This is a genomic window from Clostridium bowmanii, assembly GCF_018861315.1.
Taxonomy (GTDB): Bacteria; Bacillota; Clostridia; order Clostridiales; family Clostridiaceae; genus Clostridium_AD; species Clostridium_AD bowmanii.
This window is the reverse complement of the sequence record NZ_JAHLDL010000041.1, coordinates 1-26871: the sequence shown is the minus strand read 5'-3', so window position 1 is coordinate 26871 and position 26871 is coordinate 1. Positions and strand designations below refer to the sequence as shown.

23 protein-coding genes, 1 pseudogene and 1 other annotated feature are annotated in these 26871 nt (G+C 30.8%); of the genes and pseudogenes, 13 read left to right on the top strand and 11 right to left on the bottom strand.

Annotated features, from left to right (window positions below):
* Positions 1-9: 9 nt before the first annotated feature.
* Both KPL51_RS19965 and KPL51_RS19960 read right to left on the bottom strand, forming a co-directional pair.
* Positions 10-1066 (bottom strand): annotated as a pseudogene (locus KPL51_RS19965) (glucose-1-phosphate adenylyltransferase).
* 220 nt (positions 1067-1286) lie between these two features.
* A complete protein-coding gene (locus KPL51_RS19960; protein WP_216165621.1) occupies positions 1287-2498 on the bottom strand; it encodes an Nramp family divalent metal transporter in 1212 nt (403 codons plus the stop codon).
* A 564-nt stretch (positions 2499-3062) separates the two neighbouring features.
* On the opposite strand from KPL51_RS19960, the gene KPL51_RS19955 reads away from it, so the two are divergent.
* From KPL51_RS19955 to KPL51_RS19940, 4 genes are all read left to right on the top strand, one after another.
* Entirely contained in the window at positions 3063-3644 is a 582-nt protein-coding gene (locus KPL51_RS19955) for a TerD family protein (RefSeq protein ID WP_216165589.1), read from the top strand.
* A gap of 58 nt (positions 3645-3702) precedes the next feature.
* A complete protein-coding gene (locus KPL51_RS19950) occupies positions 3703-4281 on the top strand; it encodes a TerD family protein (protein ID WP_216165587.1) in 579 nt (192 codons plus the stop codon).
* 65 nt (positions 4282-4346) lie between these two features.
* A complete protein-coding gene (locus KPL51_RS19945) occupies positions 4347-4952 on the top strand; it encodes a TerD family protein (protein WP_216165585.1) in 606 nt (201 codons plus the stop codon).
* A 132-nt stretch (positions 4953-5084) separates the two neighbouring features.
* Positions 5085-7862: a calcium-translocating P-type ATPase, PMCA-type gene (locus KPL51_RS19940; protein ID WP_216165583.1), complete on the top strand. Its 2778-nt coding sequence runs from the start codon at positions 5085-5087 to the stop codon at positions 7860-7862.
* Positions 7863-7950: 88 nt separating this feature from the next.
* Here KPL51_RS19940 and KPL51_RS19935 read toward each other — a convergent pair whose 3' ends face one another.
* The 5 genes from KPL51_RS19935 to KPL51_RS24400 form a co-directional block, all read right to left on the bottom strand.
* Positions 7951-8820 (bottom strand): HAD hydrolase family protein, encoded by an 870-nt coding sequence (locus KPL51_RS19935; RefSeq protein ID WP_216165580.1) that lies wholly within the window; start codon positions 8818-8820, stop codon positions 7951-7953.
* Positions 8821-8844: 24 nt separating this feature from the next.
* On the bottom strand, positions 8845-9984 hold the full coding sequence (locus KPL51_RS19930; RefSeq protein WP_216165578.1) for a cysteine protease StiP family protein: 1140 nt from the start codon (positions 9982-9984) through the stop codon (positions 8845-8847).
* 64 nt (positions 9985-10048) lie between these two features.
* Complete coding sequence (locus KPL51_RS19925; RefSeq protein ID WP_216165575.1) at positions 10049-11425, bottom strand: phosphoribosyltransferase family protein; 1377 nt, start codon at positions 11423-11425, stop codon at positions 10049-10051.
* The gene (locus KPL51_RS19920) at positions 11370-12461 is read right to left on the bottom strand and encodes an HpcH/HpaI aldolase/citrate lyase family protein (protein WP_216165573.1); all 1092 of its coding nucleotides are present in this window, start codon (positions 12459-12461) and stop codon (positions 11370-11372) included. The genes KPL51_RS19925 and KPL51_RS19920 overlap by 56 nt, the downstream gene beginning before the upstream one ends.
* A 166-nt stretch (positions 12462-12627) precedes the next feature.
* Positions 12628-13419, bottom strand: a complete 792-nt coding sequence (locus tag KPL51_RS24400) for a CPBP family intramembrane glutamic endopeptidase (RefSeq protein ID WP_216165571.1) — start codon at positions 13417-13419, stop codon at positions 12628-12630.
* Positions 13420-13650: 231 nt separating this feature from the next.
* Between KPL51_RS24400 and KPL51_RS19910 the strand changes: the two genes are divergently transcribed.
* Entirely contained in the window at positions 13651-14310 is a 660-nt protein-coding gene (locus tag KPL51_RS19910; RefSeq protein ID WP_216165569.1) for an AIM24 family protein, read from the top strand.
* 13 nt (positions 14311-14323) lie between these two features.
* A complete protein-coding gene (locus tag KPL51_RS19905; protein WP_224854556.1) occupies positions 14324-15151 on the top strand; it encodes a TerD family protein in 828 nt (275 codons plus the stop codon).
* A 141-nt stretch (positions 15152-15292) separates the two neighbouring features.
* Here KPL51_RS19905 and KPL51_RS19900 read toward each other — a convergent pair whose 3' ends face one another.
* Positions 15293-17821, bottom strand: a complete 2529-nt coding sequence (locus tag KPL51_RS19900) for a YceG family protein (protein ID WP_216165567.1) — start codon at positions 17819-17821, stop codon at positions 15293-15295.
* A gap of 178 nt (positions 17822-17999) precedes the next feature.
* A complete protein-coding gene (locus KPL51_RS19895) occupies positions 18000-18245 on the bottom strand; it encodes a hypothetical protein (protein WP_376770107.1) in 246 nt (81 codons plus the stop codon).
* 232 nt (positions 18246-18477) lie between these two features.
* Between KPL51_RS19895 and KPL51_RS19890 the strand changes: the two genes are divergently transcribed.
* Both KPL51_RS19890 and KPL51_RS19885 read left to right on the top strand, forming a co-directional pair.
* Positions 18478-18789: a hypothetical protein gene (locus KPL51_RS19890; protein WP_216165562.1), complete on the top strand. Its 312-nt coding sequence runs from the start codon at positions 18478-18480 to the stop codon at positions 18787-18789.
* A 150-nt stretch (positions 18790-18939) separates the two neighbouring features.
* Entirely contained in the window at positions 18940-19644 is a 705-nt protein-coding gene (locus tag KPL51_RS19885; protein WP_216165560.1) for a glutaminyl-peptide cyclotransferase, read from the top strand.
* A gap of 91 nt (positions 19645-19735) precedes the next feature.
* Here the strand turns inward: KPL51_RS19885 and asnA are convergent, their stop codons facing one another.
* Positions 19736-20758 carry an aspartate--ammonia ligase gene (gene asnA / locus KPL51_RS19880; protein ID WP_216165558.1) on the bottom strand — a complete coding sequence of 341 codons (1023 nt, stop codon included), beginning with the start codon at positions 20756-20758 and terminating at the stop codon, positions 19736-19738.
* Between the two features lie 103 nt (positions 20759-20861).
* Positions 20862-21112 (bottom strand) — a binding site (T-box leader).
* A 230-nt stretch (positions 21113-21342) separates the two neighbouring features.
* On the opposite strand from asnA, the gene KPL51_RS19875 reads away from it, so the two are divergent.
* From KPL51_RS19875 to KPL51_RS19865, 3 genes are all read left to right on the top strand, one after another.
* Complete coding sequence (locus tag KPL51_RS19875) at positions 21343-21813, top strand: VanZ family protein (protein ID WP_216165556.1); 471 nt, start codon at positions 21343-21345, stop codon at positions 21811-21813.
* Between the two features lie 29 nt (positions 21814-21842).
* The gene (locus KPL51_RS19870) at positions 21843-22292 is read left to right on the top strand and encodes an NUDIX domain-containing protein (RefSeq protein WP_216165554.1); all 450 of its coding nucleotides are present in this window, start codon (positions 21843-21845) and stop codon (positions 22290-22292) included.
* A 121-nt stretch (positions 22293-22413) separates the two neighbouring features.
* Positions 22414-23529 (top strand): NAD(P)/FAD-dependent oxidoreductase, encoded by a 1116-nt coding sequence (locus tag KPL51_RS19865; RefSeq protein ID WP_216165552.1) that lies wholly within the window; start codon positions 22414-22416, stop codon positions 23527-23529.
* Positions 23530-23776: 247 nt separating this feature from the next.
* Here the strand turns inward: KPL51_RS19865 and KPL51_RS19860 are convergent, their stop codons facing one another.
* Entirely contained in the window at positions 23777-24628 is an 852-nt protein-coding gene (locus tag KPL51_RS19860; RefSeq protein ID WP_224854553.1) for a hypothetical protein, read from the bottom strand.
* A gap of 315 nt (positions 24629-24943) precedes the next feature.
* Here KPL51_RS19860 and KPL51_RS19855 point away from each other — a divergent pair, with 315 nt between their 5' ends.
* Positions 24944-26077 carry a pyridoxal-phosphate-dependent aminotransferase family protein gene (locus KPL51_RS19855; RefSeq protein WP_216165548.1) on the top strand — a complete coding sequence of 378 codons (1134 nt, stop codon included), beginning with the start codon at positions 24944-24946 and terminating at the stop codon, positions 26075-26077.
* A gap of 129 nt (positions 26078-26206) precedes the next feature.
* A complete protein-coding gene (locus KPL51_RS19850) occupies positions 26207-26386 on the top strand; it encodes a hypothetical protein (RefSeq protein ID WP_216165545.1) in 180 nt (59 codons plus the stop codon).
* The last annotated feature ends 485 nt before the right edge of the window (positions 26387-26871 follow it).

Genomic DNA, 26871 nt, shown 5'->3' with positions numbered 1-26871 from the left:
TTAATCACCTCATCTTATAACCGAATTAGCTTTAATTTCAGTTCCTTCTGCAATAAGAGTTATGTCATCAGATATACCTATAAGAGAATGACCTCTTATGATAACATTATTACCAATTATAGCTTTATCTATAATAACATTATCGGATATTTTAGTATTAGGCATTATAACGGAATTTGATATTTTAGAGTTTTTTCCAACTGTAACTCCTTGAAATAAAACTGAATTATTAACTTCCCCTAGAACAATACAACCTTCCACTACTAATGAATTAGTAACTTTTGCTTTGGGACCTATATATTGAGCGGGATTTGTAGGATTTATGGAATATATTTTCCAAGCTGGATCATGTATATTTAGTTCATTATTGTCATCTATTAAATCCATATTTGCTTCCCAAAGGCTTTTAATTGTACCGACATCTTTCCAATAGCCTTTAAAAGGATAAGCATATAGTTTTTTTTCGTTTTTAAGCATAGCAGGTATAATGTTTTTCCCAAAATCATTATTAGAGTGCTTATCGTTTTCATCATCTTTTAGAAAATTCTTAAGGAATTTCCAATTAAAAATATATACACCCATAGAGGCCATATTGTTTTTGGGATTCTGTGGTTTTTCTTGAAATTCATATATTTTATTATCAGATGTAGTATTCATTATTCCAAATCTAGATGCGTCTTCTATTGAGACTTCAATTACTGCAATAGTTGCATCAGCGGATTTATATTTATGGAAGTTCAGCATTTTTGAATAATCCATTTTATAAATATAGTCTCCAGAGAGAATAAGTACATATTCGGGGTCATAGGAGTCTATAAAATTTGCATTTTGATAAATTGCATTTGCAGTGCCTTTATACCAGTCTCCTCCAGATTCATGCAGATAAGGGGGAAGCAGTGTAACGCCGCCACAATTTCTATCTAAATCCCAAGGAGCACCTACTCCTATATGAGAATTTAAAGCGAGTGGTTGGTATTGAAGGTTTTGCCGTATTTTTAGTAAGCATTTTAAGCCTACTACCTTTTCCACCCGCCAGAATCATAGCTATCATCTCTTTTTTTGGCATTTTAATACCCTCCTTATCAAAAGTATATACAATAAGTAACTAACTTATGAGCTTGTCTATTTTTCTGTGATAAAGTTTAATTACAGTAATTACTTATGTATATTACAAAGAAGATAATTTCATATCTTTTAAAATAAAAAAACAGAAGTTTTTGTAAATGAAAAAGAGAACTAGGCACATATTATATTGCACCCAATTCCCTTTTGTAGATTAAGTAAAATTATAATATATAGCTTAATAACAGCATTATGTTAAGTCCAGTTACTATAAGTCCAATAATCCAAAGTGTAAATTTATCAAATGTAGTATTTGCATACTTGCCCATAACTTTTTTAGAGGAAGTTAAATATATTTGAAGGAATATAGTTATAGGAAGTTGTACACTTAAGAGCATTTGTGAGTAGATGAGACCTTTAAAAGGTTCTGTTATAAAAAATATAACTACGGCAGCTCCAACTAAGGTGATTCCTACCCCAAGTTTGGTATGAATATCCGTAATATCATAAGGTTCACCAAATATTCCGGCGAAAATACTTCCGCCAGCCATACCTGCAGTAACTGATGATGAAATTCCGGCAAATAATAGAGCCAAGGCGAACACCACGGAGGCAGTATTTCCAAGTAAAGGGGTTAACATTTGCTGAGCTTGACTAAGCTCTGTAACATTAACTTTTTGTGTAAAGAAAGTAGCGGCTGCGATAAGTATCATTGAACTATTTATAGCCCAGCCAACTATCATTGAAAAAAAAGTATCCATAAATTCATATTTTAATTGCTTTTTAATAATTGTTTCATCTTTTAAATTCCACTGACGACTTTGGATTATTTCAGAGTGTAGAAATAAATTATGGGGCATTACAACGGCTCCTAGAACACTCATTATTATTGGAATAGACCCTATAGGAATAGAGGGCTTCACCCAGCTTATCATTGCTTTTCCCCATTCAATGTGTACAAGGCTTAGTTCGAATATAAAAGATATTCCTATTATAGAGACAAAGCCAATAATCCATTTTTCTAGTTTTTTATAAGAATTTGTAAATAGCATCCATAAAATTAAACTTAGAACTAATACTGTTCCTAGTTTTATGGGTATACCAAATAACATGTTTAAAGCAATAGCGCCACCAAGAAGTTCTGCAAGAGCAGTAGATACTGCAGCCAAAACAGCAGAGCCAAGCACTATTTTATTAAGTTTTGGTTTTAAGGTGGCAGTGGAGGCTTCTGCTATGCAATTACCTGTAACAATTCCAAGATGGGCGGCATTATGCTGAAGAACAATTAGCATAATAGTTGATAGGGTTACCATCCAAAGTAGAGTATATCCATAACTGGCGCCAGCAGAAACATTTGCTGCCCAGTTTCCTGGGTCTATAAATCCTACAGTTACAAGGAGTCCAGGTCCGATATATTTTATGAAGTCTAATGCCATAAATTTAGGTTTATGATCATCTTTTAAAAGGTTTTTAATAGTTGATAAGTTCACTTTAACACTTCCGTCCTATATTATTGTATATGCTATATAATATATATTATATAGTAACTATTATTTAAAGCAACATTAAAGAGCTTATAAATAAAAATATACTATAGTCGACTCACTATACTCAAAATGTCTTTTTATCGTATAGATTGTATATTTATGGTGAAAAAAGCTGTTATGCTAGAATTAATAGCCTTAATATTTAGTTGTTCACTAAAAATATACAAAAAAGTCAAGGATATTTGTCTGCATATCCTACTGTTTAGTCACGAATGATGTTATAATAGGATTAATGAGTGTTGCTTTATTCTAGTTAAATTATTTTGTGTAATTTATACTAAAATAAGGTTTTTTTCATAAATGCTTAGATAAAATGATTATTGTCTGTATTTTTGGAAATGATTAATAATATAATGTTTATTTTTTTAAAGTATGATGAGTTGTTTAGGTACTATATAATATATTGTAAAAGTTTAATATAGCCACTTTAGTGGTTTTGAGGAGGAATTTATTATGGCAATTAGTTTAAAAAAAGGTCAAAAGGTGGATTTAACAAAGACTAATCCAGGCCTTGTTAGTGTTATTGTTGGACTTGGGTGGGATACTAATAAGTATGATGGAGGAGCAGCTTTTGATCTAGATGCAGCGGCTTTCCTTGTTGGACCAAATGGAAGAGTATCATCTGATAATGATTTTATTTTTTATAACAATCCGAAAGATGCAGCAGGATCTGTAAATCACTTAGGAGATAACAAGACTGGTGAGGGTGAGGGTGACGATGAGCAAATTAGAATTGAACTCAGTAAAGTACCAGCATCTGTTGAAAAAATCAATTTTACTGTAACAATTCATGAAGCTGCTGAAAGAGCTCAAAACTTTGGACAAGTGTCTAATGCATTTATAAGAATTGTAGATGAAACTAGTAATGAAGAATTAATAAGATATGATTTGAGTGAAGATTACAGTGTTGAAACTGCAGTAGTTGTAGCTGAATTATACCGTAATAATGGAGAATGGAAGTTTAGTGCTGTAGGAAGTGGTTTTGAAGGCGGATTAAGTGCACTTTGTAGTAATTTTGGAATTAGTGTAGACTAGCATCATTGAAAATGATGACTAACTTCATCGAAGATGATGACTAACAGGGGGTATAACCATGACAATTAACTTAAGTAAAGGTCAAAAGATTGATTTAACAAAGACTAACCCAAGTTTAAAGAAAGCAATTATAGGACTAGGTTGGGATACAAATAAATATTCAGGTGGGGCCGAATTTGATTTAGATGCCTCAGCTTTTTTAGTAGGTGCAAATGGAAAAACCAATAATGATCTAGATTTTATATTTTATAATAATTTAGTACATTCATCAGGTGGAGTTATACATACTGGTGATAATAGAACTGGAGAAGGAGACGGCGATGATGAACAACTAATCGTTGAATTTTCTAAAGTACCTAAAGATATTGAGAAAATTGCAATTACAGTTACTATACATGATGCAATAGCTCGTGCGCAAAATTTTGGCCAGATTTCTAATGCTTTTGTTAGGGTAGTAAATGAAGAAACTAATGAAGAAATAATAAGGTATGATTTATCAGAAGATTTTTCAGTAGAAACTGCGTTGGTATTTTGCGAAATATATCGTAACAATGGAGAATGGAAATTTAGTGCAACTGGAAGTGGTTTTCAAGGCGGATTGTCAGCTCTTTGTAAAAATTATGGCCTTGATGCGTAAAACAATATAATATTTAAATTAAGAGTGTAAATTAGTGCACTATATATTTAAAGGAGATGGGTAAAATGGGTATAAATTTACAAAAGGGTCAAAGAATAAGTTTAACAAAAGATAACCCAGGTCTAAAAAAGACAATGGTTGGACTTGGATGGGATCCAGTAAAACAAAAATCCAAGGGATTGCTTGGAGGCTTATTTGGAGGTACTCAAGCAGAGATAGATTGTGATGCTTCTGTGTTTATGTTAGATGCAAATGATAAACTAAAATCAAAAGAAAATATAGTTTATTTTGGAAATCTAAAAAGTAAATGTGGTAGCATTCAGCATATGGGAGATAATCTTACTGGTAACGGAGATGGTGATGACGAGCAAATCATGGTGGACCTATCGATGGTACCACAAAATATAGCCAAGTTAGTTTTTGTGGTTAATATTTATTCTGCAATTCAACGCAAACAACATTTTGGTATGATAGAAAATGCTTTTATACGCTTGGTAAATATATCGGACAACAAAGAAATGCTTCGTTTTAACTTAACAGAAGAGTATTCTGGAAAAACTGGTTTATATGTTGCTGAAATTTATCGCAACAACGGAGAATGGAAATTTATAGCAGTGGGCGAGGGCGATGCTTCTGCTGGATTAAACGAAATGGCAAAAAAATACCAATAGAGTTTAATGAATTATAGATTAATATAGCTATATATTTATAAACAAATTTACTAGTGTAGAAAATGATATGTCCATCATTTTCTATATTTTAGTTTAAAAGAAAATTCTACAAATTACTGAAGGGTGGATAATATGAAATATTTTAATGAGCAGAGCTCGAAGGTTTTAGATGAGCTTAAAGTTGATATCAGTACTGGATTACCCAGTTCGGAGATTAAAGCGAGACTAGAAAAATATGGTCCTAATGAATTTACTAAACAAGAAAGAGGATCTATGTGGGATAGTATTAAGGAAGCAATAATGGAGCCTATGATGATAATACTATTAGTGGCAGCTGTAATTAGTGCACTAGTAGGGGAAGGCCAAGATGCTATTGGTATAGTATGTGCCGTAGCAATAGGAATTGGCATAGGAATATTTACAGAGGGAAAATCACAAAAGGCTGCAGATGCACTTTCAAAAATGACAGAAAATATAGAGGTAAAAGTAACACGTGATGGAAAAATTATTCAAGTAAATAAAAATGATTTGGTACCAGGTGATATAGTTTTAATTGAGACTGGTGATATGGTTCCAGCAGATGGAAGACTTGTAAGCAGCATAGATTTAATGGTTAGAGAAGATATGCTTACTGGAGAATCAGAGGATGTAAGCAAAGATGACCAAGTTATAATAGAAATGGAAAATATAAAATCTAAAGATAAAAATATTGTACAAGACCCTATTCCAGCAAAACAACTGAATATGGTTTTCGGAGGAACACTTGTTGCTTATGGTAGAGCTAGCTTTGTAGTTACTTCTACAGGAGATAGTTCTGAAATGGGAGAAATAGCTAAAAATCTTGAAGATAGTGATATGCAAACACCACTTCAAGCAAAACTTGGAGATTTAGGTGGTAAGATTTCAAAGGTTTCAAGTGCTATAGCTTCTGTATTATTTATAGTTATGATTATAAAAATGGTCTTAGCAAAGACCATAACAGCAGATACTTCCGGTATATTTGCATTTTTACAGTCTGTTGAACCTATAAAAACTGCTTTTGTTGTATGTGTAGCCTTAATTGTTGCAGCTGTTCCAGAAGGACTTCCAACAATGATAAATATGACACTTGCAATTACTATGCAGAAAATGGCTAAGATAAATGCACTTGTTACTAAAAAAGAAGCATGTGAAACAATAGGATCTGTAAGTGTAATATGTTCAGATAAAACGGGTACACTTACTCAAAATAGAATGACTGTAGAAAAAGTTTATTTAAATGGTAAATTCAGAGGACGAGATGAACTAAGCGATAGCAATAACTACTTTATTGATAACTGCCTTGTAAATTCAACAGCAGACATCGAAAAGGATGATTCAGAAGTTAAATATTTAGGTAGTGCCACAGAATGTGCTCTTCTTTTATATAATGATGCTTGTGATTATGTACAAGAAAGACAAAATGCAACAATAGCTCATCAAATACCATTTAGTTCAAAAAGTAAGAGAATGAGTACTGTTATAGAAGAAGAGGAAGGTTCCACAGTTTTAACAAAGGGAGCCCCAGAAATCATTCTAGAATTATGTAAATATGAACATATTAATTGTATTGAAAAAGAACTAGATGCAGCTAGAAGACGTGAGATATTAGATGAAATTGAAGTACTTCAGAAAAAATCTATGCGAGTACTTGGTTTTGCATATGGCAATATAAGTGGTGAAGTAGCTATGGCATCCGAGCAAGGAACTTTAGAAGATGACTTAGTGTTTACAGGTTTCGTAGGAATAAGAGATCCACTAAGACTTGATGTTAAAGAAGCAATAGAAACTGCTAGACATGCAGGGGTTGCCACAAAAATGCTTACAGGAGATAACATTAATACAGCTATTGCTATAGGTGAAGAATTAGGCTTGCTAGGTGGTGCTAATAGGGCAGTAGAGGCTACTTATATAGATACATTATCAGACGCGGAACTTAAAGATGAAATAACTACTATTTCAATAGTAGCACGTTCAAAACCTGATACAAAAATGAGAATAGTTATTGCGCTTCAAAATATTGGAGAGGTAGTTGCAGTAACTGGAGATGGAATAAATGATGCCCCAGCGCTTACAAAAGCAGATGTAGGTATAGCTATGGGTATAGCTGGAACAGAAGTTAGTAAAAATGCAGCAGATATAATTTTAACAGATGATAGTTTTGGAACTATTGTAAAGGGAATTAAATGGGGAAGAGGTATTTATGAAAACTTCCAAAGATTTATACAATTCCAGATAACTGTAAATATAATTGCATTTTTAACAGCTATTTTATCGGTAGTATTTGACTTTCAAATGCCATTCACTACAATACAACTCTTATGGGTAAACATTATAATGGATGGACCACCAGCGCTATCACTAGGACTAGAACCAGTAAGAGATGCTGTCTTAAATAGAAGGCCTACAAATAGAAATGCCAGTATTATAACTAAACAAATGATGAAAAGCATGATTTCCAATGCTATATATATAACTTTAGTTATCATGGTGCAGATGAAATTTGACATATTAGGAGCGGGATTCCCAAAAGAAGGAGTTACAGGACCGAACCAAATGCAGACAGTATTATTTGCATTATTTGCTTTTAGTGCATTATTTAATGCCTTTAACTGTAGAGAATTTGGCACAGATAGCATATTCCCTAACATTACAAAAAACACTATATTCTTAAAGATAATTTCAGGTACAGCAGTAGTACAAATAATTGTAACGGAAGTATTTTCCAAATTTTTTAATGCTGTGTCTTTAAGTGCTACTATGTGGTTAAAGATAATTATCTTATCTTCACTTATAATAGTGGTAAATGAAATTGGGAAATTAATTATGAAGCCTTTTTCAAAAAAAGAACAACAAATGGAATCGGAGTCGGAGGAAAAAGCAGCAGCTTAATAGATTATCATTATAATTATATAAAAATCCACATTATTGTGTAAAATCAATAATGTGGATTTTTACTTTTTAAACTAGGTTTTAGAGCTTAACCAATGTAGGAATATGTTTTACACTGTGAAAAGTCTTTAATTTCATGGAACTTTGAATGCACTACATCTAAAATTTCTTCACCTGCAAATATACCAGATGTTTTTGTAGTATATACAGAGTCACTAAGGGGTTGCAAAGAAAGTGTTTTTAGCAATTCTCCATGGGAAGGCACTATTCCATAATTTGAATGCTGGATCATAGGGTAGTCCAGTAATGAATCACCAGCAGATATGTATATATCTATATTTTCGAGTTTCATTATATAGTTTATAGGATCATATTTGTTTATACAATTAGGTACTATATATACCTTTTTTCCTTGCTTTGATAGATTATAATTATACTTTGCACAAAAGCTACGTAATATTTGAAAATAATCTAAAGAGCTGTCTCCCTTTGAAAAGTTACTAGCTAGTTTGTCCTCATCCAAAATGGAGTATATAAATAAATCTTCACAGGTTTTATAGGATTTAACGAAGTTACTTTCTAAAAAGAAGCTGCATAATTTTATCATAGTTTTAGTAGATATAATTTTATTAAGCTTAGCAGAACTTATATCTGACCAAGCCTTGAGCGCATTGCCATGCCTAAGGATTATGCCTCCATTGGCTACAACTGCATACTTCGGCTTTAGTACATCGTAAAAATATTTCATTCGTGAATACTGCTCTGGGGATCTTGTGGTTACTGGTATAAAAAGCATAGACTCATTTATATGTTCTAGTTTATCCTGTATAGGTTTAGTAATAAAACTGCAGTTATTATTATTATAGAAATCCACAGGAAGGAGCTCTTCTTCATTAATAAGGTTACAATGCCTTGAGGAATATATAAGGGTGCTATCAAGGTCTGAGGCAAATATCATAAAAACACATCCTTTGATTACTTTTTACATATCTTCTTTTTCTTTTGATTTAATAATGCCACAGCAGGAATAACACATATCGGTATAAATTTCTACAGGGATATTCTTTTCCTCTGCTAACTTAAATATGTGCTTTAAATTAGGATTTTTAAGGGAATCAACTAGTATTTTCCAAGGTATTCTTCTTAGGAGAACTCTTGTTGTTTCGCCAATTCCTGGCTTTATAAGATTAATGTTATTAATGTTAAATATATTTTTTATACTTTCAATATCACGTAGGCCTTTGCAGTTTAATAAATTATTATCAAACTCGATATCAGCAGCAGCCTCTGCAATATCTTGTGTGCATAATAACTCAGATAGATAAGTCTCATCTATGTCTTTAAAACAGTTACATATTTCATCTATATACAGATTAGAAACATCCACTGATTTTAATTCACTATAGAACTTGGTACCATGAAAATCAGTACTGCTAATATATTTATCATTAAGTACAGTCCTACTTACCAGCCCTGAAACTGTAGAATTAAGACAAGCACTTGGAATTAAAAAATCCTCTCTTGTACCATAGATAAGGGTGCAGTGAGCGGGATCAGATAGTACTGCTAGGTTTGAATTAAGGCTTATATTAAAATCTTTATAAAGCTCCTTGCAAGCTTTTGTTAAGGTATGTTGAATAACCCCTTTTCCTGTCCATCCATCAATGAATTGTATTTCAGATGCGTCGTGATATTTTAATATATGGGCAAGTGCGTTTTTATCTATGCCTTTATCACGTATTATAGAAATACTGTAATGCGGGATACATATATCATATTTAAACTGTATATATCTTTTAATTAATATGCCAATAGGAGTACCGGCTCTAGCAAGAGAAACCAAAACAAGTTTTTTCCCTCTGTCAGCTATAATTTTCTCGCTTAATATAGAAACTAGATAAGCTAGTTTAGTTTTTGATCCTTGTAGGGTACTATAGAAAATATCCATGTATTCTTTTGAAGGAATATATTCTATGGGGAGCATTTCAGAATAATGGGTACCACTTTGTATAGCATTTTCTCTAAATTCGTTATCTTGTTCTACTATAAGGTTTGATATGTCTTTAAGAAGAAATATCACATCATCCTTAGAGTAACTTCCTGAAAAAATACATTGATTCATTTAAATACACCTCTTTTATATATTATTATAACTTATAATTTATACGGCTGAAATGATTTAGCTATTAGCCTTTCCAACATACGAAGACAATAGATTTCACATGAAAGTTTGAGAAAATCCTATTTAATTCTTCTTTTTTATCTTTAGTTAAAGGTTTTTCAGATAAGAAGAACACCTGGTCATAGAAATTATCGGGTATATTATAAAGGTAATTAGTTATTGTGTCATCTTCAGGGCTTTGAAAAGCCACTTTGTTTTTATTACCATAAGTATCAATATTTCTAGCATGAACAGGACTTCGAGTAGTAGAGTGAAAATACACATTATAGCCAAGTCCGGCGCTTATAGTGCAAGGTATATAAATAAATTCACCGGTTCCTAGGCAAAGACAGTTTCCTGAAGTCCTTTCTTTTTTTAGCACTTCAGATATTGACTTAATTTCCTCGGAAATTTTTGAATTATCTTGAGAGCTAAGTCCAAATCTACCCGTAGCTTTATTATAGCCTTCAATGTTATTATCTATTTTAAAAACGTATTCGTTGCATGGAATTAGTTTAGTGGATAGAGGAGGTACAGTTAGAGCATCGCTAACAATATCTTTTGATTTACTGCACTTAATATCTCCTTTTAGTAAGGAACATACTCGAACATCTATATTTTTTTCATCTTGAAACATTTTATAGCTTATTGCATCTCGCCAATCTAGTATTGATAATATTCCAAAAGATTTCCCAGGAAGACATTTTATTAAATTTAATGCAGATTTACCCGTAGTAAGCTCATCATCTATCAAAACTATATCTTCAAAATCATTAAAAAAATCATTTTTACAAGGGAAAAGAGAATGTTCTACTGCATGAGAATGTTCTTCATTAAAAAATAGTGCCGGCTTTATAGAAGTTATTTTTTCCCTAGTAGTATGTATATAAGATGCATTTGAAAAATTTTGAAATACTGATTGAGCAAGACCAGTAGCAGTCTCTGCAAAACCTATAAAAAGGGTTTTGTTTTTAAGTCTTATGGGTGATTGTAAAATGTGTTTGTAATCGCTTTTGTTAACAGACATATTACGATTTCTCATTGATTTTTTTTCGCTTTTTAAATCTGAATCAGTGATGTACATAGATGAATCCAAAGATATAAGCATATTTACTAATTCATCAGTAGGATAATCACAGGAGTCTTCTCTTTCATTAATCCATATACGAGCCAAAATTCCACCAATTATTTTTAAAGTATCTGGAATCATTGGCATGTGCTTACCTATGACCTTACTTACAAATAAGAAATCTCTTTTCTTATTTTCTCTAGCGGACATAGTAAAAAGCTTTGACATAGGAATATTGCAGTTGTTTTCTTCTATATTAAGTGATATATCTAGACTATTATCTATGTTGTAGTGAATTGAGTCGTTGCAACAATTCTGTGTGAGATTTTCCATCTTCATATACCCCCATTATTTTAGCTTTTAATAAAATTTCTTTAGCCCACTTTTCATGAGGTTTTATCTCATTCATCTTATTGGAATAGTCACTCTTAATTACACCATCTAGAGATGAATTAACAATATTAACAGCATCTATATAATTTTCTTTAGAAACCACCATAAGAGAATTCACTAAATTTACTTGGGTTGGATGTATAACAGTTTTACCTGTTAAGCCATTAGTTCTATCTAAAAGAGTTTCTTTAATAAGAACATTATTATTGAAATTTATAACGTTACTATAATATTCATAAACTACCCCCGAGATAACATAATTATCTCGTTTAAACACATTTATTATATCGCAAATACAGTCCCGTACAACAGCTAAATCATATACGGTAAAGTCTCTACCACGTCTAAGACTATATAATCCAGAAAAATCTGTTCCACCAATTCTAATATTTAAAACGTATTCACTATAGTTATCTATAACATGTTTTATTTTAATAAGCTCTTCTATTCGAGTCTCACTATGAATTATGCCAGGAGTTTCGAGGATTGGCATTCCGTAAAGAGTTCTTTTGTTAGATTTATTATATTTACTTAGTATAGAAAAATAGGTTACTCCAACTGTAGCATCAAATTTAGGAAATATAAAACCACAAAGTCCCACAAAGAAAGATTCATTAAGTAATTTTTTCAGTTGTTTAACGCTTCTAACTCTTATAAAAAGAAGAGGTAGGTTGTCCATAAAAGATTCATCTTCTCTTAATAGAAGAGCAATTTTCTTAAATAGACCAATAATGTTATTTTCAGCTCCTTCAACTTGGTCTGAAGATACAGAGTCCTCAATACAAAGAGTAATTGTGTGAGCTCCCATACTTTTATTAAAAAGTATGTCTTTAAGTAAATTTTCACGTGTTCCTGGCATATATAAACATGCACCTAATGCATAAGATAATTCCTCTCTTGAGGAAAATAACCCATATGATGAAGGCGATTTAAAAAAAATATCTTTTGAATTATTAATATCATTAAAATATATCATATTTATTCTCCATTTATTAAATTAATCAGCATATAAAAAAACAATTAATACTGACTGTAATACATTATTATAACATAGGTGTTTATATAATTACATATAAACACAGGAATTACTGAATATTGAATAAGTATTTAAAGCTCTGCATATAACGCATTACTGTTAATTGTTAAGCATTATTTTTGAATATAAGAGCTAATGAGAGGACCGTTATAATTGATCCTAAAATCAGAAACACTATATTATAACCATCAAAGGAGGTTATTATAAGTGGGATTACAATGGAACCAATGGAACCCAATAAATTATACATTATGTGAAATAACATTGGTGCAATAATTGATCTAGTCTTATTATATATTATAGCTAATACTACACCCATAATAAATGTATAAATACCTTGAAGCATATTACCATGTGCTACAGCAAATATAATACTTTGAAGAATTATAGCTAAAATTATATTTAAGTGGGTTTTTAATTCGTTATATATTAATCCTCTAAATAAAATCTCTTCAAATATAGGTATAATCAAAACAAGACAAACAATGCCTAAAAAAGAAGTTGCATTTAATTCTATAGCAGCACTTGTTTTCATATAACTTGGGAATTTACTTATAAGTAAATTTACCAAACTACCGGAGAATATGGCTAGTCCTAAAGAGCAAAGTACTATAAGCGAAGAGTTCTTCAAACTTATTTTCTTGAAACTACATCTTTGAAATAAATTTATCTCTTTTTTTCTAAACATAAGCACATAAATTCCAAAACCTATTATTTCAGCAGCAGCAGTTAATAAAAATCCGTCTCTTACTAATGACTCATTAATCTGAGCGTTAGTTACACTATTAAAATTAATTATTCCATAAATAATTGAATAGGTAAACGTGCATACAAATGTAGTAAGTATGTAAACCGTAAAGTATAAAACTATTTTTCCTAACATTTTTAAGTATTTCACAGTAGCCTCCTTGGGTATTTGAATTTTTTTATAAATATATATTTAACATATTGTAACATTAGTTACATTAGTATAGCAAATATTTATGGCTCGGAATAGACGTTGTATGTATTAATAGATAATTAACAAAATTATGCTATAATTGATATATAGAATTTTGTATCGAAATTTACGGAAGGATTATATAATTACAAATTAGGTACATTGTAAATAAGAAAGGGGTTAATAGGTATGTTTAACTTTAGAAATCATCAAGAACTTACTTGCATCGCAGAGGGCGACGGACAGTTTTTTGCAAAATTAGGTGCAATGGTGGCTTATAAGGGGAACTTTACTTCTGAAAAGGTATTATTAGATACAAATAGTAATCAAAGTATATTTAAATCGGTTATGAATCTAGCAGCAAGAAAGCTGACTGGAGAGAATATACATATTATGAACGTAAAAGGAAAAGGTAGTTATTATATGGCAAACAGAGCGCAACATACTACTATAATTACACTTGCACCAGGTCAGAGTGTAGGAGTTGAAGGAGAAAATTTACTTGCTTTTACTGAGGGCTGTAAATATGGAGTTAGGTTTGTGGGGTCAGGTGTAATATCTCAAAAGGGTATGTTTACAACAAATTTGACAGCCATAGGCAATAATCCTCAGGTAGTTATAACTACCAATGGTAACCCAATCATTCTAGAGACACCTTGTACAGTGGACCCTGATGCAGTTGTATGCTGGACAGGTACTGATCCTAATTTTAAAACTGATGTGAATTGGAAAACTTTCCTTGGGCAAACATCTGGTGAATCATATATGTTAGAGTTTAATTCTCAAGGAGAAACTGTAATTATTCAGCCTTATGAGAGACAGTCGGGACTTAATGTTGCAATAGATTAAGGGAGGGGTGTTTGTGGCTATAATTATTGAAGGTAGTAATAAAAAAATAATGTCCCAAAAGAAGAAATATGGGAAATTAATTATTGAAACCAGCATCAGACCAGAAAACAATTCAACTATAGTAATGGGCGCAAAGCAGCATACAAATCAAAACAATATTCAAAGCATGAATAATGAGCAGCCTAAGGTAACTGCTCAAAATAATGTGAATGCGAGTGTAAATCCAAATAAGAACATGGAAAAAAGAAAACTTGTAGATATTACGAAAAGCATTAAGCTGGGTAAAGGACAAAAATTAAGCTTAAATCAAAATGCTAAAAATCTATCGAAATTAATAGTAACGCTAGACTATAATGCAATCACAAATGGTCGAAATGACTTTGATTTAGATGTGTCAGTATTCATGGTGGATGTAAATGATAAGACTATAGAAAAAGATTTTATTTTTTATGAAAACACTAAGAGTACTTGTGGAGGAATAGTTATTAAAGCGGATCATAATACTTCCCTTAAAGATGCATATAATGAGTGCATACAGCTAGATTTAAATCTAATACCGTCACACATTAAAAAATTAGCTTTTACTGTAACTATTTATGAAGCAACGGAAAGAAATCAGAACTTTGGACAGTTATCAAAGGGATATTTTAGAATTATAGCTGGAGATAGTAAACAAGAGTTTTTAAATTATAAATTTAATGAAAATTTATCTATAGAAACAGCTATGGTAGTAGCAGAGATATATAGATATAAAAATGAATGGAAGATTAATTGTATAGGTAGTGGATTTAGAGGAGGCCTGGAGGCGCTGTGTGACAATTATGGAATAGAGACTATTTAGTAATTGTGTATACTTTTGACACAATACATCTTTAAAAAAACAATAGGTAGATAGCATATAATTCTATGCAGACTACCTATTGTTTTTGTTGGGTTATACCTTATAAGTACCTTATTTAATTTTTAAATATTATTATATAAGTTATTTAAAATTAAAAATATTAGATAAGAAACCTTTACCTTTTTCTTTAGTGTATCTTTTCTCATCATTAAAATCAGGTAAGGGTAAATTAAAATTCACCTCTTCTAGTCTATGAATGTCATAAAATTTTTCCTGGATTTTTCCTTCTATATTGTTGTAGCCAGTAGGAGTTAATATGCTAATGTCTAAGCCAAACAAATTTAGAAAGCATAGCATAATGGAATCCTCATCACTAAAAATATTTTCATTATTATCGTAAATTAGTAGTTTAGGTATTTTAGACGGATAATCATATTGCTGAATTAGTTGTAAGATGTTTTTATCAGTATTTAATATAATCATTAAAATCTTTAATTTGAAGTCTTTATCTATAGTTTTTTTTAGCATATCTGTTTTTATCAAATAATTGATTTTTTCTAAAATAATATGTTGCAGGGAAGTTTTTAAATAGGAAAACTTATAGCAACTGTGGGCTAGTAGTTTTTTTTCATCTACAAATCCACTAGTATTGAGTACAAAGGCTAAAGAGTATAAATCAGTTTTAGAGTAACTTACATTAGTAAAAGGAATTTGGGCTATGAATAATGTACTATCTGCGCATTTTAAATGAAAAAAGTCCTTCCAATATAAAGTTAAATCACTTGGAACACCACTTATTTTTGCAAATAGGTTTGGCATATAAACGGTTTTATTCTCCACTCGAAATCCTGTACGCAGACTAGAGGATTCATTCCATAGAAGTTTAAACTCATAAAGGGTAGTTTTAAGTGTTGCAGGTTGAGTTTTATACTCCTCAAATTGCCAAGGTTTATAAAATCCATCGCTATCAGTATAAAGAGAGTTTGATAATTCTCTAGAGGCCAAGGCAGCAATAGTTTCTTGCCTTATTAGTTTTTCTTCTTTGGGAAATTCTTTTAAATCAGCTTTATATTGGAGTTCAGAACATTTTGAAATTATCTCACTAGATTCTGTAATATCTAAAAATTTATCACATAGTGAATTTATATATATTACATCACAACCTATTTTAGATAAAAAAACCAAAAATAAAAGCTCATGTTTTTTAATATCACCATAATATATGATTTTTGGGTTTATAATTTCATCAGAAGCAGTATCTTGAAAGTGAAAATTCTTTACAAGGGTTGGTACAAATTCATGAATCCAAGAAAGTAATTTAAGTGAAAAATTTTTAACTTTAGATAAGTTTAAATTCTTCTCTTCCTTGCAATATAAATCTAATATATAACTAAAACTATTTGCCATAGAACAGTTTAAGGTATCATTATTGGTGGGGAAAATTTTATGTTCCATAAGCAGTGCAGCAATCTTAGTGGTTAATGAAGCATCAAAAGGATCTACATTCTGCCATATATTTAGACAACTGGTATTTAATTTAATATTGGAATGTATGGGAATAGAGTCTGTAAGTCTTAAATATAGACCGTCGAACATGCTTAAATTTTTATCTAATCGAAATAGATCATTATAATAATCATCTTCCTTTTCTTTTATTCCTATGTATCTATAAAAATACACTGGGATAAAAGGTACAGTGCCTCCTAAAAATCCAATCCTTTTATTTACAGGCAAGATGATATCATTAAAGATGTTCATGCTGCTTTTAAGTAAAGTGTTAATAGAACCTTTAAACGTTATAGCTAAAGGAGAAACCCTATTTTCTATAACTGCTTGCTCTTTTTTAATAACAGTTTCTTTAATGTTACTAGTATCAGTTACAATAGGTTTCTTAGAGTGTATGGTGGTTTTTAAGTCAAAATTCCTTAATGGCTGAGTTTTAGGTAGCTTTAGGAGTTTTGAATACACATTTCGTTTATCAATTTTTACAAAACCCATATCCGATAGAGAATTAATATATATCACATCACAACTTAGTTTGGATAAGAAAATTAAAAAATAAATTTCATGATTTTTGATGTCACCATAAAAAAGGACCTTAGGATTGTTAATATTATCCTCTAGTCTAGAATTATAATTAGAATTACAAAATAGCTTTGGAGCATAGTCCAAAGTCCATCCTAATAATTTAACTGCAAAATTTTTTATTACAGTTTCTGTACTATTAGGTTCATTTTTTAAATAAAGAGCCATGGTTTCATCGAAGCTATTTTGAATATATTCATTAAAATAGTTGTTATTAAAATTTGGAAATAGACCTTTAGTTTTAAGAATGCTAATTAAAGTATTCCTTTCGGACGAACTAGAGCTTAGAAGGGCATCCCAGGATATTTCTGATATAGATGTAGATAAAAATTTCACTGGTATTCCAGAGGTGAAATTTATATATAAGCTTCCAAGTGTAGTAAGTTTAAGGTTTAGTTTATGTAAATGCTCATAATAGAGTTCGCTATTTTCACTAATACCAATATATCTATAAAAATAAATAGGAATATTAGGAGATTTTGATTTTATAAACCCCTGCCTCTTATTTACAGGAACAAATATATCTTGAAATAAATCTTGTGATTCTAAGACGGATGTACTTATTTGTTTTCTAGTATTAATCAAAGCTTAACCTCCAATCTTATTTATACACCTATGATACAGAATGACCGTAGATGTAAAAATACAGTGTAATCTATATAATATATTAATAACTAGATAAATTAATTTTTTATATTAAAGAAATATTTATTATATCTAGTTTACCATTAATTTTATTATTAGTTAATAGAATAATGCCATACTATTTTTCTTTTTTCTTCTTACGACTTAAAGAAAGTCCACCAAAGCCGCTTATAATAGCTATATAAAAACCAAAATCATACCACCATCCAGAATTTACAATTTCATAAACACGATGATTTTTATTAAATATACCTAAAATAAGGGATATGGGTGCAATCCATCCATGCCAAATACCTGATAAAAAATTAGCAGGCTTAACTTGAGAGTAACTGCCATCACCGGGCATACATCCAACCATAAACATTGATAAACACAAAATCCCTAAAAGTCCAATTGCTTTTTTAGTTTTGAATTTCATTAAAAATCCTCCCTTTTATTAAACTTAGCTTTTTTAGAGTTGATAAATCTTTAAAATTTACTTATAATACATATTTTATCATTTAGTGTATAAAAATACTATAAAACTCTAAGGCTATAATAGAAGACTACAAAAAACAAAGACTATAAATATACTATCATTGAAAGGATGTAATAAATTGAAAATTAATGAAGAGGTAATATGTCCAAAGTGTAAGAGCAAAAACTTCGAAATAAAGCATGAAGCCACTTATCGGTACACATATACAATAGATATGGTAAATGCAAATACAGAAAATGAAGATTTAGAAAATCTTCCATTTTTATTCAATAACAGAGAGCAGACTTGCTTTAAGGAATATATAGAATGTAGCACCTGTGGTAACAGATATCCTTGCACCATCGATAAACAGAACCAGACTATAGATCTTACTATAATGAAAAAAGCAATAAGAGCCGATAATGTGGAAAGTCCTGAATTTATTGGGTAAAGACTAGGAATAGTGTTTATAATTTATGTGGGTATGCATATACTATGTAAAAGGCTGCTGTGAGAATATACTTTTGTTTTACATTAACATAAGCGTTGAAATGCACATATAATAATCACAAAACATAAATTATGTAGGGACGTGATGTTTATGGTATATTTCAATAATATCCCAGTATATTCTTACGATATTATAAACACTTATCCACATGATATTACTGCTTTTACCGAAGGGTTAGTGTATGAGTCTGGTTATATGTATGAAAGCACTGGAAAATTTAATGAGTCAACACTGCGTAAAGTAGATTTACAAACAGGTGAGATTATAAAATTACAAAAATTAGATGAAAGTTATTTTGGAGAGGGAATCACAATTTATAAAAATAAAATTATTCAGTTAACATGGAAATCTAATGTGGGTCTTATTTATAATAAAGACAGTTTTAATCTAATTAACAAGTTTTACTATAATACAGAAGGCTGGGGAATTACGCACAATGATGAGCATTTAATTATGAGTGATGGTACAGATGAAATATTTTTTTTGAATCCCATAAACTTTAAAAAGGTATATAGCATTAAAGTTCATGATGAAATTAAGCCTATTACTAGGCTAAATGAATTGGAGTTTATTAGAGGAGAAATTTATGCCAATGTATGTAAAAGCAATAAGATTGCTCGAATTTGTCCTCATAGTGGTAAAATAACTGGTTGGATAGATCTCAAAGGATTGTTGAGTCCTAAAGAATATAAAAATGTAGGTACACTTAATGGAATAACTTATAATACAAAAAACAATCATATTTTTGTAACCGGAAAGATTTGGCCTAAAATATTTGAGATAAAATTAGTCTGAGTCTGAATATATATAGAAAAAAGCACACGAAAAAAATAAAAGCCACTGAAAATAGTTAGTATTTTTAGTGGCTTTTATTTTTTAGATAATATTAAAGTAAAACTATATTTGCATTCAAACAATCTTCTATCATTTCATCTGTCCATATTGAAGATTGAACTTCGCCAATGTGAGCTTTATTTAGAAAATACATACATATTCTAGATTGACCTATGCCTCCGCCTACAGTATATGGGAGTTTGCCTTCTAGTAGTAGCTTATGGAATTCAAAGGAACTTCTCTCCTCACAACCAGCTACTTTAAGCTGCTCTCTTAGAGCTACTTCATCAACTCGTATTCCCATAGAAGATAGTTCAAAGGCTCTTTCTAATATTGGATTCCAAAATATGATATCTCCATTAAGATACCAATCATCATAGTCAGGAGCTCTACCATCATGTTTTTCACCGGATTTTAGTGTGCCTCCAATTTGCATGATAAATACTGCAGTTCTTTCTTTACATATAGCATCTTCTCTTTCTTTTGGAGTAAAAGTAGGGTACAAATCTTCAAGTTCTTGCGTAGTTATAAAGAAAATTTCCTCAGGTAAAAATTTTTCTTTTTTAGGATATAATTTATGTACCTGATCTTCAGTATCTTTAAATACTTTATAAAGATTAGTTACAATTTCTTTTAATTTGTCTAAAGTTCTTTCTTTTTTTATAATAACCTTTTCCCAATCCCATTGATCCACATATATAGAGTGAAGGTTATCTAAATCTTCATCCCGTCTTATAGCATTCATATCCGTATATAGACCTTCGCCTACCTCAAAGCCATACCTATATAGAGCCATACGTTTCCACTTAGCTAATGAATTTACAATTTCAATAGATGTATCACCTAAAGCTTTCATATCAAAGGAAACAACACGTTCTATGCCGTTTAGGTTATCATTTATTCCTGTATCAGATTTTACAAAAAGAGGAGCTGAGACTCTTGTAAGTGTTAACTCTTTTGCTAATCTACTTTCAAAATAATCCTTTACTTGTTTAATAGCAATTTCGGTTTCTTTTAATCCAAGAAGTGATTTGTATCCAACTGGAATTGCAAGTTCTTTTTTATAAGTTATCATAAATAAAACCTCCTAGTATTTTTGTGCTTTTTAGTGATTATTAGCATGACCATGCTATAGTTCTTAAAATTGAAACAAAAAACAAAAAACCTCTCATCCTTGTTTCTAGGACGAAAGGTTAAACTCCCGTGGTACCACCTAAATTAGCTTTAAAAAGCTCACTCGTAATCAGTACGGAAAAAGATTCGATACTGTCCTATAAATAACGGTTAGGCTCCGTCCACACCTAATTTCACAAGGATTTCAGTTGGAAACTCAGAGATGTTCTTCAATATAGGCTTCGCATGGAACTCTCACTATAATCCACTCGCTTTAACTACTTCCTACATATACTCTTCTCGTCACAGTCTTTATAAAAATAACTTACATTTATTTTAACTTGCAAGTTAGGATTTGTCAACCTGCAAAAAAAATATTTTTATGGTAATTTAAGAAATTGCTAAAGATCAATAGATGAGATAATTATCTGTATCTATTGATCTTTAGCATTTAAACTTCCAGAATGTAATATTGACAAGGAAATACACTTAAATCATAATAAAAGTATTAACATAAAAATTTTTAAGATACTTGAGGGGTGTAATATGAAGAAAAAGAATATAGATTGGCTTTTGGTTCTAGGGTGGATGGTATTAATATTTATGTTTTCTAGTCAGCCTGGTGAGGTATCAAGTGAAAATAATAAATTTGTAATACGAGTATTCAAGTTACTTGGGATGGACCTAAACAGCATACTTGGAACTTTAAGTGATTTTATAGTAAGAAAAGCAGCACATTTTACCGAGTATTTTATTTTGTACATGTTGTTATTTAGGGCTATTAATACAAAGGAAAAATGGAACATTAAAGTTTTTATTTGGGGACTAGTAATAGTATTTTTATATGCATGCTCTGATGAGTTCCATCAAGCTTTTGTTCCAGGAAGAGGGCCTGCTTTTAGAGATGTAATGGTAGATACATGCGGTGGGCTTATAGCATTTCTGTTTTTGTATATTTGTGTCACATTAAAAAAAAGACCTGCTCTTTCAAATCAGGATTTAACTAAATTAAAATAAATTACAGTATGTTTGGGAGGGTAAAATAGATGGCAAGAATAGTTAGATGTCAGGCCGTAATTTTAAAGGATAATAGGATTCTTGTACTTAGACAATACAATTACAAAAGACATGAAGAATATTGGATGTTACCAGGTGGAAATTTAGAGCATGGAGAAACAGAAGAGGAAGCTATAAAACGTGAATTAAAAGAAGAGACAAATTTAGAAGTCGAAATAGAAAAGATTATATTTGATGAACCTTCTAATGGAATAGATGAATATCAAAGGTACATAACCTTTTTATGCACACCAATACCAGGAAGTGTTGAAAGTATTGGTAGTGAAACTGTTAGTTTTAGAAAAATATTAGAATTAGTATGGGTTTCATTAAGTAATGAAAAGCTGTGGAATGAGTATATGTTGAAGAAGCAATTCTATCCTTCCATGAACAGAATTAAAGACGGGCTAAAGATAATGAATGGTTTAAAAAGTATGTAAATTAGTGGTAAACTAATACACCAAGGACTAGGAAGTATATTATAAGTTTAACATTATATTGCCTTATAATGTATAGAAATCATATTGAGTTGTATACTATACGTTATAGGAGGTGTTTTAATTGGAAGTTGCAATAATGGGAGCTGGATTGTCTGGACTATCCTGTGCTATAACACTTGAGAGATATGGAATTACACCAACTATTTTCGAGAAAAGAAATATTGTGGGGGATAGATTTGTTAATGCAGAGGCAATGTTCAGTATCCTTAATAGACCTACTAAAAATTGGTTGCCTTATCTAGCAGAGAATTATCATATAAATTTAACACCTATAGATGAAGTAGATAAATTATTTATACATTCTAAAAATATGATTGGTAGTATTGATGGAAAAATTGGGCATACAAATGTACGAGGTAGACATGTGGATTCCTTTGAAAATCAATTATCGAAGCAAGTAAAAGCTAATATTAAATTTAACTCAACCTATGAATATAAAGAGTTATGTAAGGATTTTGAATATGTGGTACTCGCAACTGGAGATGGGGAATATGCTTCTCGTTTAGGTAATTATAGGTGTGACCTTACGTGCACTATCAAAGGAGCAACTGTTCAAGGTGAGTTTACTAAGAGCAATCCTCATGTGTGGTTTAATTATGAGATACTACCTAAAGGATATGGTTGGCTCATACCTTTTTCTGAAAAAGAAGCAGACTTAGTTATGGCTTATCCTGATTACCCTGATAATATAGAATTAGATATAAATGATATGTGGGGGAAATTCTATAATTTAGCATGTGTTAATTTAGACCAAAGCCTTATAATAACTGATAAATTTGAAGTTACAAGATATATGATGGGAATATGTGATAAACCTAAAATTGATAATACATACTTTGTTGGCAATTGTTTTGGTGCTATTTCTCCAGGATTAGGATTTGGACAGTACGCGTCAATTTTAACAGGAATATATTCTGCATATGATATCTGTAATCTAGGGACTTATGAGGAACTTTGCACACCACTATTTGAAAATTATAATCATTCTCTCGTTTTTAGAAGATTTATGGAGAGTTTAACTGATGATGAAATAGATTTTGGAGTTAAGAATTCGAATAAAAAACTCCTAGATAAATTAATTGATAAATTATGCAGCAATGATAGTAGCATTGAGTTACTCAAATTATCAACTCCACTTATGAGATTATGGAATAATTACAAAGGAGTTAAGAGTTAAGGTATTTAAATTTCTATTAAGAGATAACTTATCATTTGATTTACAAAGGATAAATAAGGAGAATAGTTAAAAGGGGTCGTAAAGCAAACAATTGGACTAAATAGATTGCAAAGACACAGTGACGATAGTCCTATAAAGAGATTAGAGGATTAATCAGAAGTAGGCATTTATATAAATAGTTTTATGATAGATAGATGTATCCCAATTAAATTAAATTATAGGGTGATATATATATAGTAGGGTTGATTTATTTCCAATAAGAAACATTACCTTCAAGTTGTTTGAATATAGAGCGAACGGATTTTGACCAACTTTTATCTTCTGAGTATTTTCGATTAACCCAAGTAAAGGCATCTATATCATCAGGCTTGTTTTTACATAAATTCACTATGGTCCTTGCAGCAATCCTTGTAGTGTCTTGGATACTAGTGTTATATTTTTGCCAGCTGTTAAAAACATTAAAGGGATTGTTAGCTATCTTGTAGGCATTTTTATTGTCTTTGGAGACGAAGGATTGTTCTTGTCCTGTAATAGCAAACATAACAAGTGGATTTAAATTAAAATCTTTGCTTACAGATATTATTGTTGAAAAATAAGGGTCTTCAACTAATAGGGAGTTTCTAGATTTTAAAAATTCTTTTAAATTTGTTATATTAACATTTTTGTACATTAAAAAAGCTGGAAGATGACCATTAAGGATCTTATTTACCTTAGGGATAATAGTGGATGAATTTATTTTGGACTTTCTTGTATAATAGCTATCGAGTAAAGCAGATTCATTTAAGGTATAGATCTCATCATCATAATTATGTGAAACCTTCTTTTTTGGAGCATTATTATCAACTTTTCCAATATATCCTCGGCTTAGAGTAGTGAGTTGCTTATTTATTGGTAAATTTGAGGTATAAGGTAGTTCATTTGAAAATGCTGATATATTGATAGGCCTTAAGAAAATTATCTTTGAATTCATTTTTTCTTGATTAATAGAAGTTATTGTAGCTAAGACAGTAAAATGCCTAATCAATATAATGCAAATAACAGTATAAATCATTGTAAACAAAAGGATTTTATAATTGGTTAAATTATTTCTCATATTCATATTTTCACACCTACTTTTATTTTTGTGACATTTCAATGTGCTAACATGAAAGCACATTTATTTATACAAATATAACCAAAAATATAAAAGATATACAATTAAACAATAATTCATAAATTATTGTATGTAAATATGCACGAATCTGAGACAATAGTAGTTTTTATGAGCATTTTATTGAAATTCTAAATTTCGAAATGTTATCGTGTTTTAGAAAAAAAAGTATTGTATGGATACATTTTTTAAAATCTATTTGTAGTGATATAATCTAAAACATGATGATGTTGATGCAAACTAAAGTTTAAGGGAGTGAAGATTATGAATGTATCTCAAATAATGACTCCAGGACCTACGGAGGTAAGAGAGAATGTTAGAATGGCAAGAGCTCTAGCCACGACTAATCCTGATTTGGATTTACAGTTTTATGAATTTTACAAAGAAACTTGTGACAAAATAGGCCAGTTTTTAAACACTTATAATGAAGTAAGAATATTAAGTGGAGAGGGAATTTTAGGCCTTGAAGCAGCATGTGCATCTCTAACCGAAACTAATGATAGGGTACTCGTGATTGATAATGGAATATTTGGGGAAGGCTTTGCAGATTTTGTTAAGATGTACGGTGGACAAGTGGTTTTCTTTAAAGGAGATAGGAAATGTAAGATAGATGTAATAGAATTAGAAAAATTCCTGGAAAAAGATCATGACTTTAAATATGCTACTGTAGTACATTGTGATACTCCTTCTGGAGTTTTAAATGACATAGATAAAATATGCCCTTTACTAAAGAAAAATGGTATATTAACAGTAGTAGATAGTGTAGCTGCTATGGGTGGAGAAGATATAAGAGTAGATGAATGGGAAATTGATATTGTACTAGGTGCTTCACAGAAATGTGTTTCTGCTCCTACAGGTCTAACTTTTTTAAGTATAAGTGAAGATGCATTTAAACTAATGCAACATAGAGAAACTCCAATAGCTTCTTATTATTGCAATTTACTTGTATGGAAAGAGTATTATGAAAACAAATGGTTTCCATATACACCACCAATAAGTGATATTGTTGGACTAAGACAAGCTATTGATAATATTTTAGAGGATAGTGAAGTAATTGAAAGGCATGAGTCTATTGGTAATGCTACAAGAAAAGCTGTAATTGAATCAGGTCTTAATTTATATATAAAAGATGGCTATTCGAATACCGTAACAGTTATAGAAATTCCCGAAGGTATAAATGACAAAGAATTATTAAAACATATGCTTGAGGAATTTAATATATTTATTGCTGGATCATTTGGATATTTAAAGGGAAAAGTAATAAGAATAGGGCATATGGGGGAAAATGCGAAAAAGGATAAAATGGCCTATACTCTATTAGCGTTACAAAACTCATTAAAGGCACTGGGGTTTCAGTGTAAAAAAGACATGGCCCAAATTTTTTTGAACGAGGTTTGATTGAAGTCCTATTTTGAAATAAGTATAAATGGGAAGTATATGATGTAGAGAAAATTATAAACCGGTGAGTAATCAGCGGTTTTTTGTACGTCCAGCATGTTCGCTGAGCCGATAGGCTGAAAGAAGCCTATGTCACCTAACCAACTGGAACACAACCTGAGAGCAAGGGCGCTACTGGCAACGGTAGGGTCTGAAGGAAGCAGCAGGGGAAATGTGGAACATAACGAAAGTAAACCGAAGATGGCTTATAAAGTGGGTAACCCTGCAAAATATGGGAAAGCCCCAAAGTTGGATAACTTTATAAGTTAAGACGGATGCGTTCGCATTTAGGCAGGCAAACCTATCTGGAGAAACCTGTATTATCCTATTTTAAAAGGTAAGTTCAAACAAGTGGGAACATAAGGGAGATACGATGTAGTGCAGGTGGCAGATGAATCCATAGTAGTTATTAACTTTTAGCCAATGAAAACTGGTAACAGTATGGAGGGCAAAACTAAGAGGACATTATGCAGAAGCTATTATATTAGCAGTCATAATGAGGGATAGATTACCAAAAGTATCTATTCTTGCAAAGGGAGGAAGGTAAAACAAAGTTTGTAATTCAAAATTGTAAACTTATAAACTTATTAGAAAAGATAATCAAGGTCGAAATACTAAGAGGTACTTGTAACTGGTGATGACGAATCTACTGGAAACATAGCCCGTTCTAAACAGAGTAATTAGGTTAAGCTAGATATATTGCCGTAAGGCTAAAGAGGTCAGCAAAACCAATGAAGAAACTGTGGTTTATAAGG

Coding starts and splice junctions, on each gene's coding strand:
- KPL51_RS19950 (WP_216165587.1), top strand. CDS start 3,703: ATGACAATTAACTTAAGTAAAGGTCAAAAGATTGATTTAACAAAGACT.
- asnA (WP_216165558.1), bottom strand. CDS start 20,758: ATGATAACTTATAAAAAAGAACTTGCAATTCCAGTTGGATACAAATCA.
- KPL51_RS19930 (WP_216165578.1), bottom strand. CDS start 9,984: ATGAATCAATGTATTTTTTCAGGAAGTTACTCTAAGGATGATGTGATA.
- KPL51_RS19910 (WP_216165569.1), top strand. CDS start 13,651: ATGTTTAACTTTAGAAATCATCAAGAACTTACTTGCATCGCAGAGGGC.
- KPL51_RS19955 (WP_216165589.1), top strand. CDS start 3,063: ATGGCAATTAGTTTAAAAAAAGGTCAAAAGGTGGATTTAACAAAGACT.
- KPL51_RS19875 (WP_216165556.1), top strand. CDS start 21,343: ATGAAGAAAAAGAATATAGATTGGCTTTTGGTTCTAGGGTGGATGGTA.
- KPL51_RS19935 (WP_216165580.1), bottom strand. CDS start 8,820: ATGATATTTGCCTCAGACCTTGATAGCACCCTTATATATTCCTCAAGG.
- KPL51_RS19940 (WP_216165583.1), top strand. CDS start 5,085: ATGAAATATTTTAATGAGCAGAGCTCGAAGGTTTTAGATGAGCTTAAA.
- KPL51_RS19855 (WP_216165548.1), top strand. CDS start 24,944: ATGAATGTATCTCAAATAATGACTCCAGGACCTACGGAGGTAAGAGAG.
- KPL51_RS19920 (WP_216165573.1), bottom strand. CDS start 12,461: ATGATATATTTTAATGATATTAATAATTCAAAAGATATTTTTTTTAAA.
- KPL51_RS19885 (WP_216165560.1), top strand. CDS start 18,940: ATGGTATATTTCAATAATATCCCAGTATATTCTTACGATATTATAAAC.
- KPL51_RS19870 (WP_216165554.1), top strand. CDS start 21,843: ATGGCAAGAATAGTTAGATGTCAGGCCGTAATTTTAAAGGATAATAGG.
- KPL51_RS19850 (WP_216165545.1), top strand. CDS start 26,207: ATGTCACCTAACCAACTGGAACACAACCTGAGAGCAAGGGCGCTACTG.
- KPL51_RS19925 (WP_216165575.1), bottom strand. CDS start 11,425: ATGGAAAATCTCACACAGAATTGTTGCAACGACTCAATTCACTACAAC.
- KPL51_RS19895 (WP_376770107.1), bottom strand. CDS start 18,245: ATGTTTATGGTTGGATGTATGCCCGGTGATGGCAGTTACTCTCAAGTT.
- KPL51_RS19960 (WP_216165621.1), bottom strand. CDS start 2,498: ATGGCATTAGACTTCATAAAATATATCGGACCTGGACTCCTTGTAACT.
- KPL51_RS19860 (WP_224854553.1), bottom strand. CDS start 24,628: ATGAATATGAGAAATAATTTAACCAATTATAAAATCCTTTTGTTTACA.
- KPL51_RS19945 (WP_216165585.1), top strand. CDS start 4,347: ATGGGTATAAATTTACAAAAGGGTCAAAGAATAAGTTTAACAAAAGAT.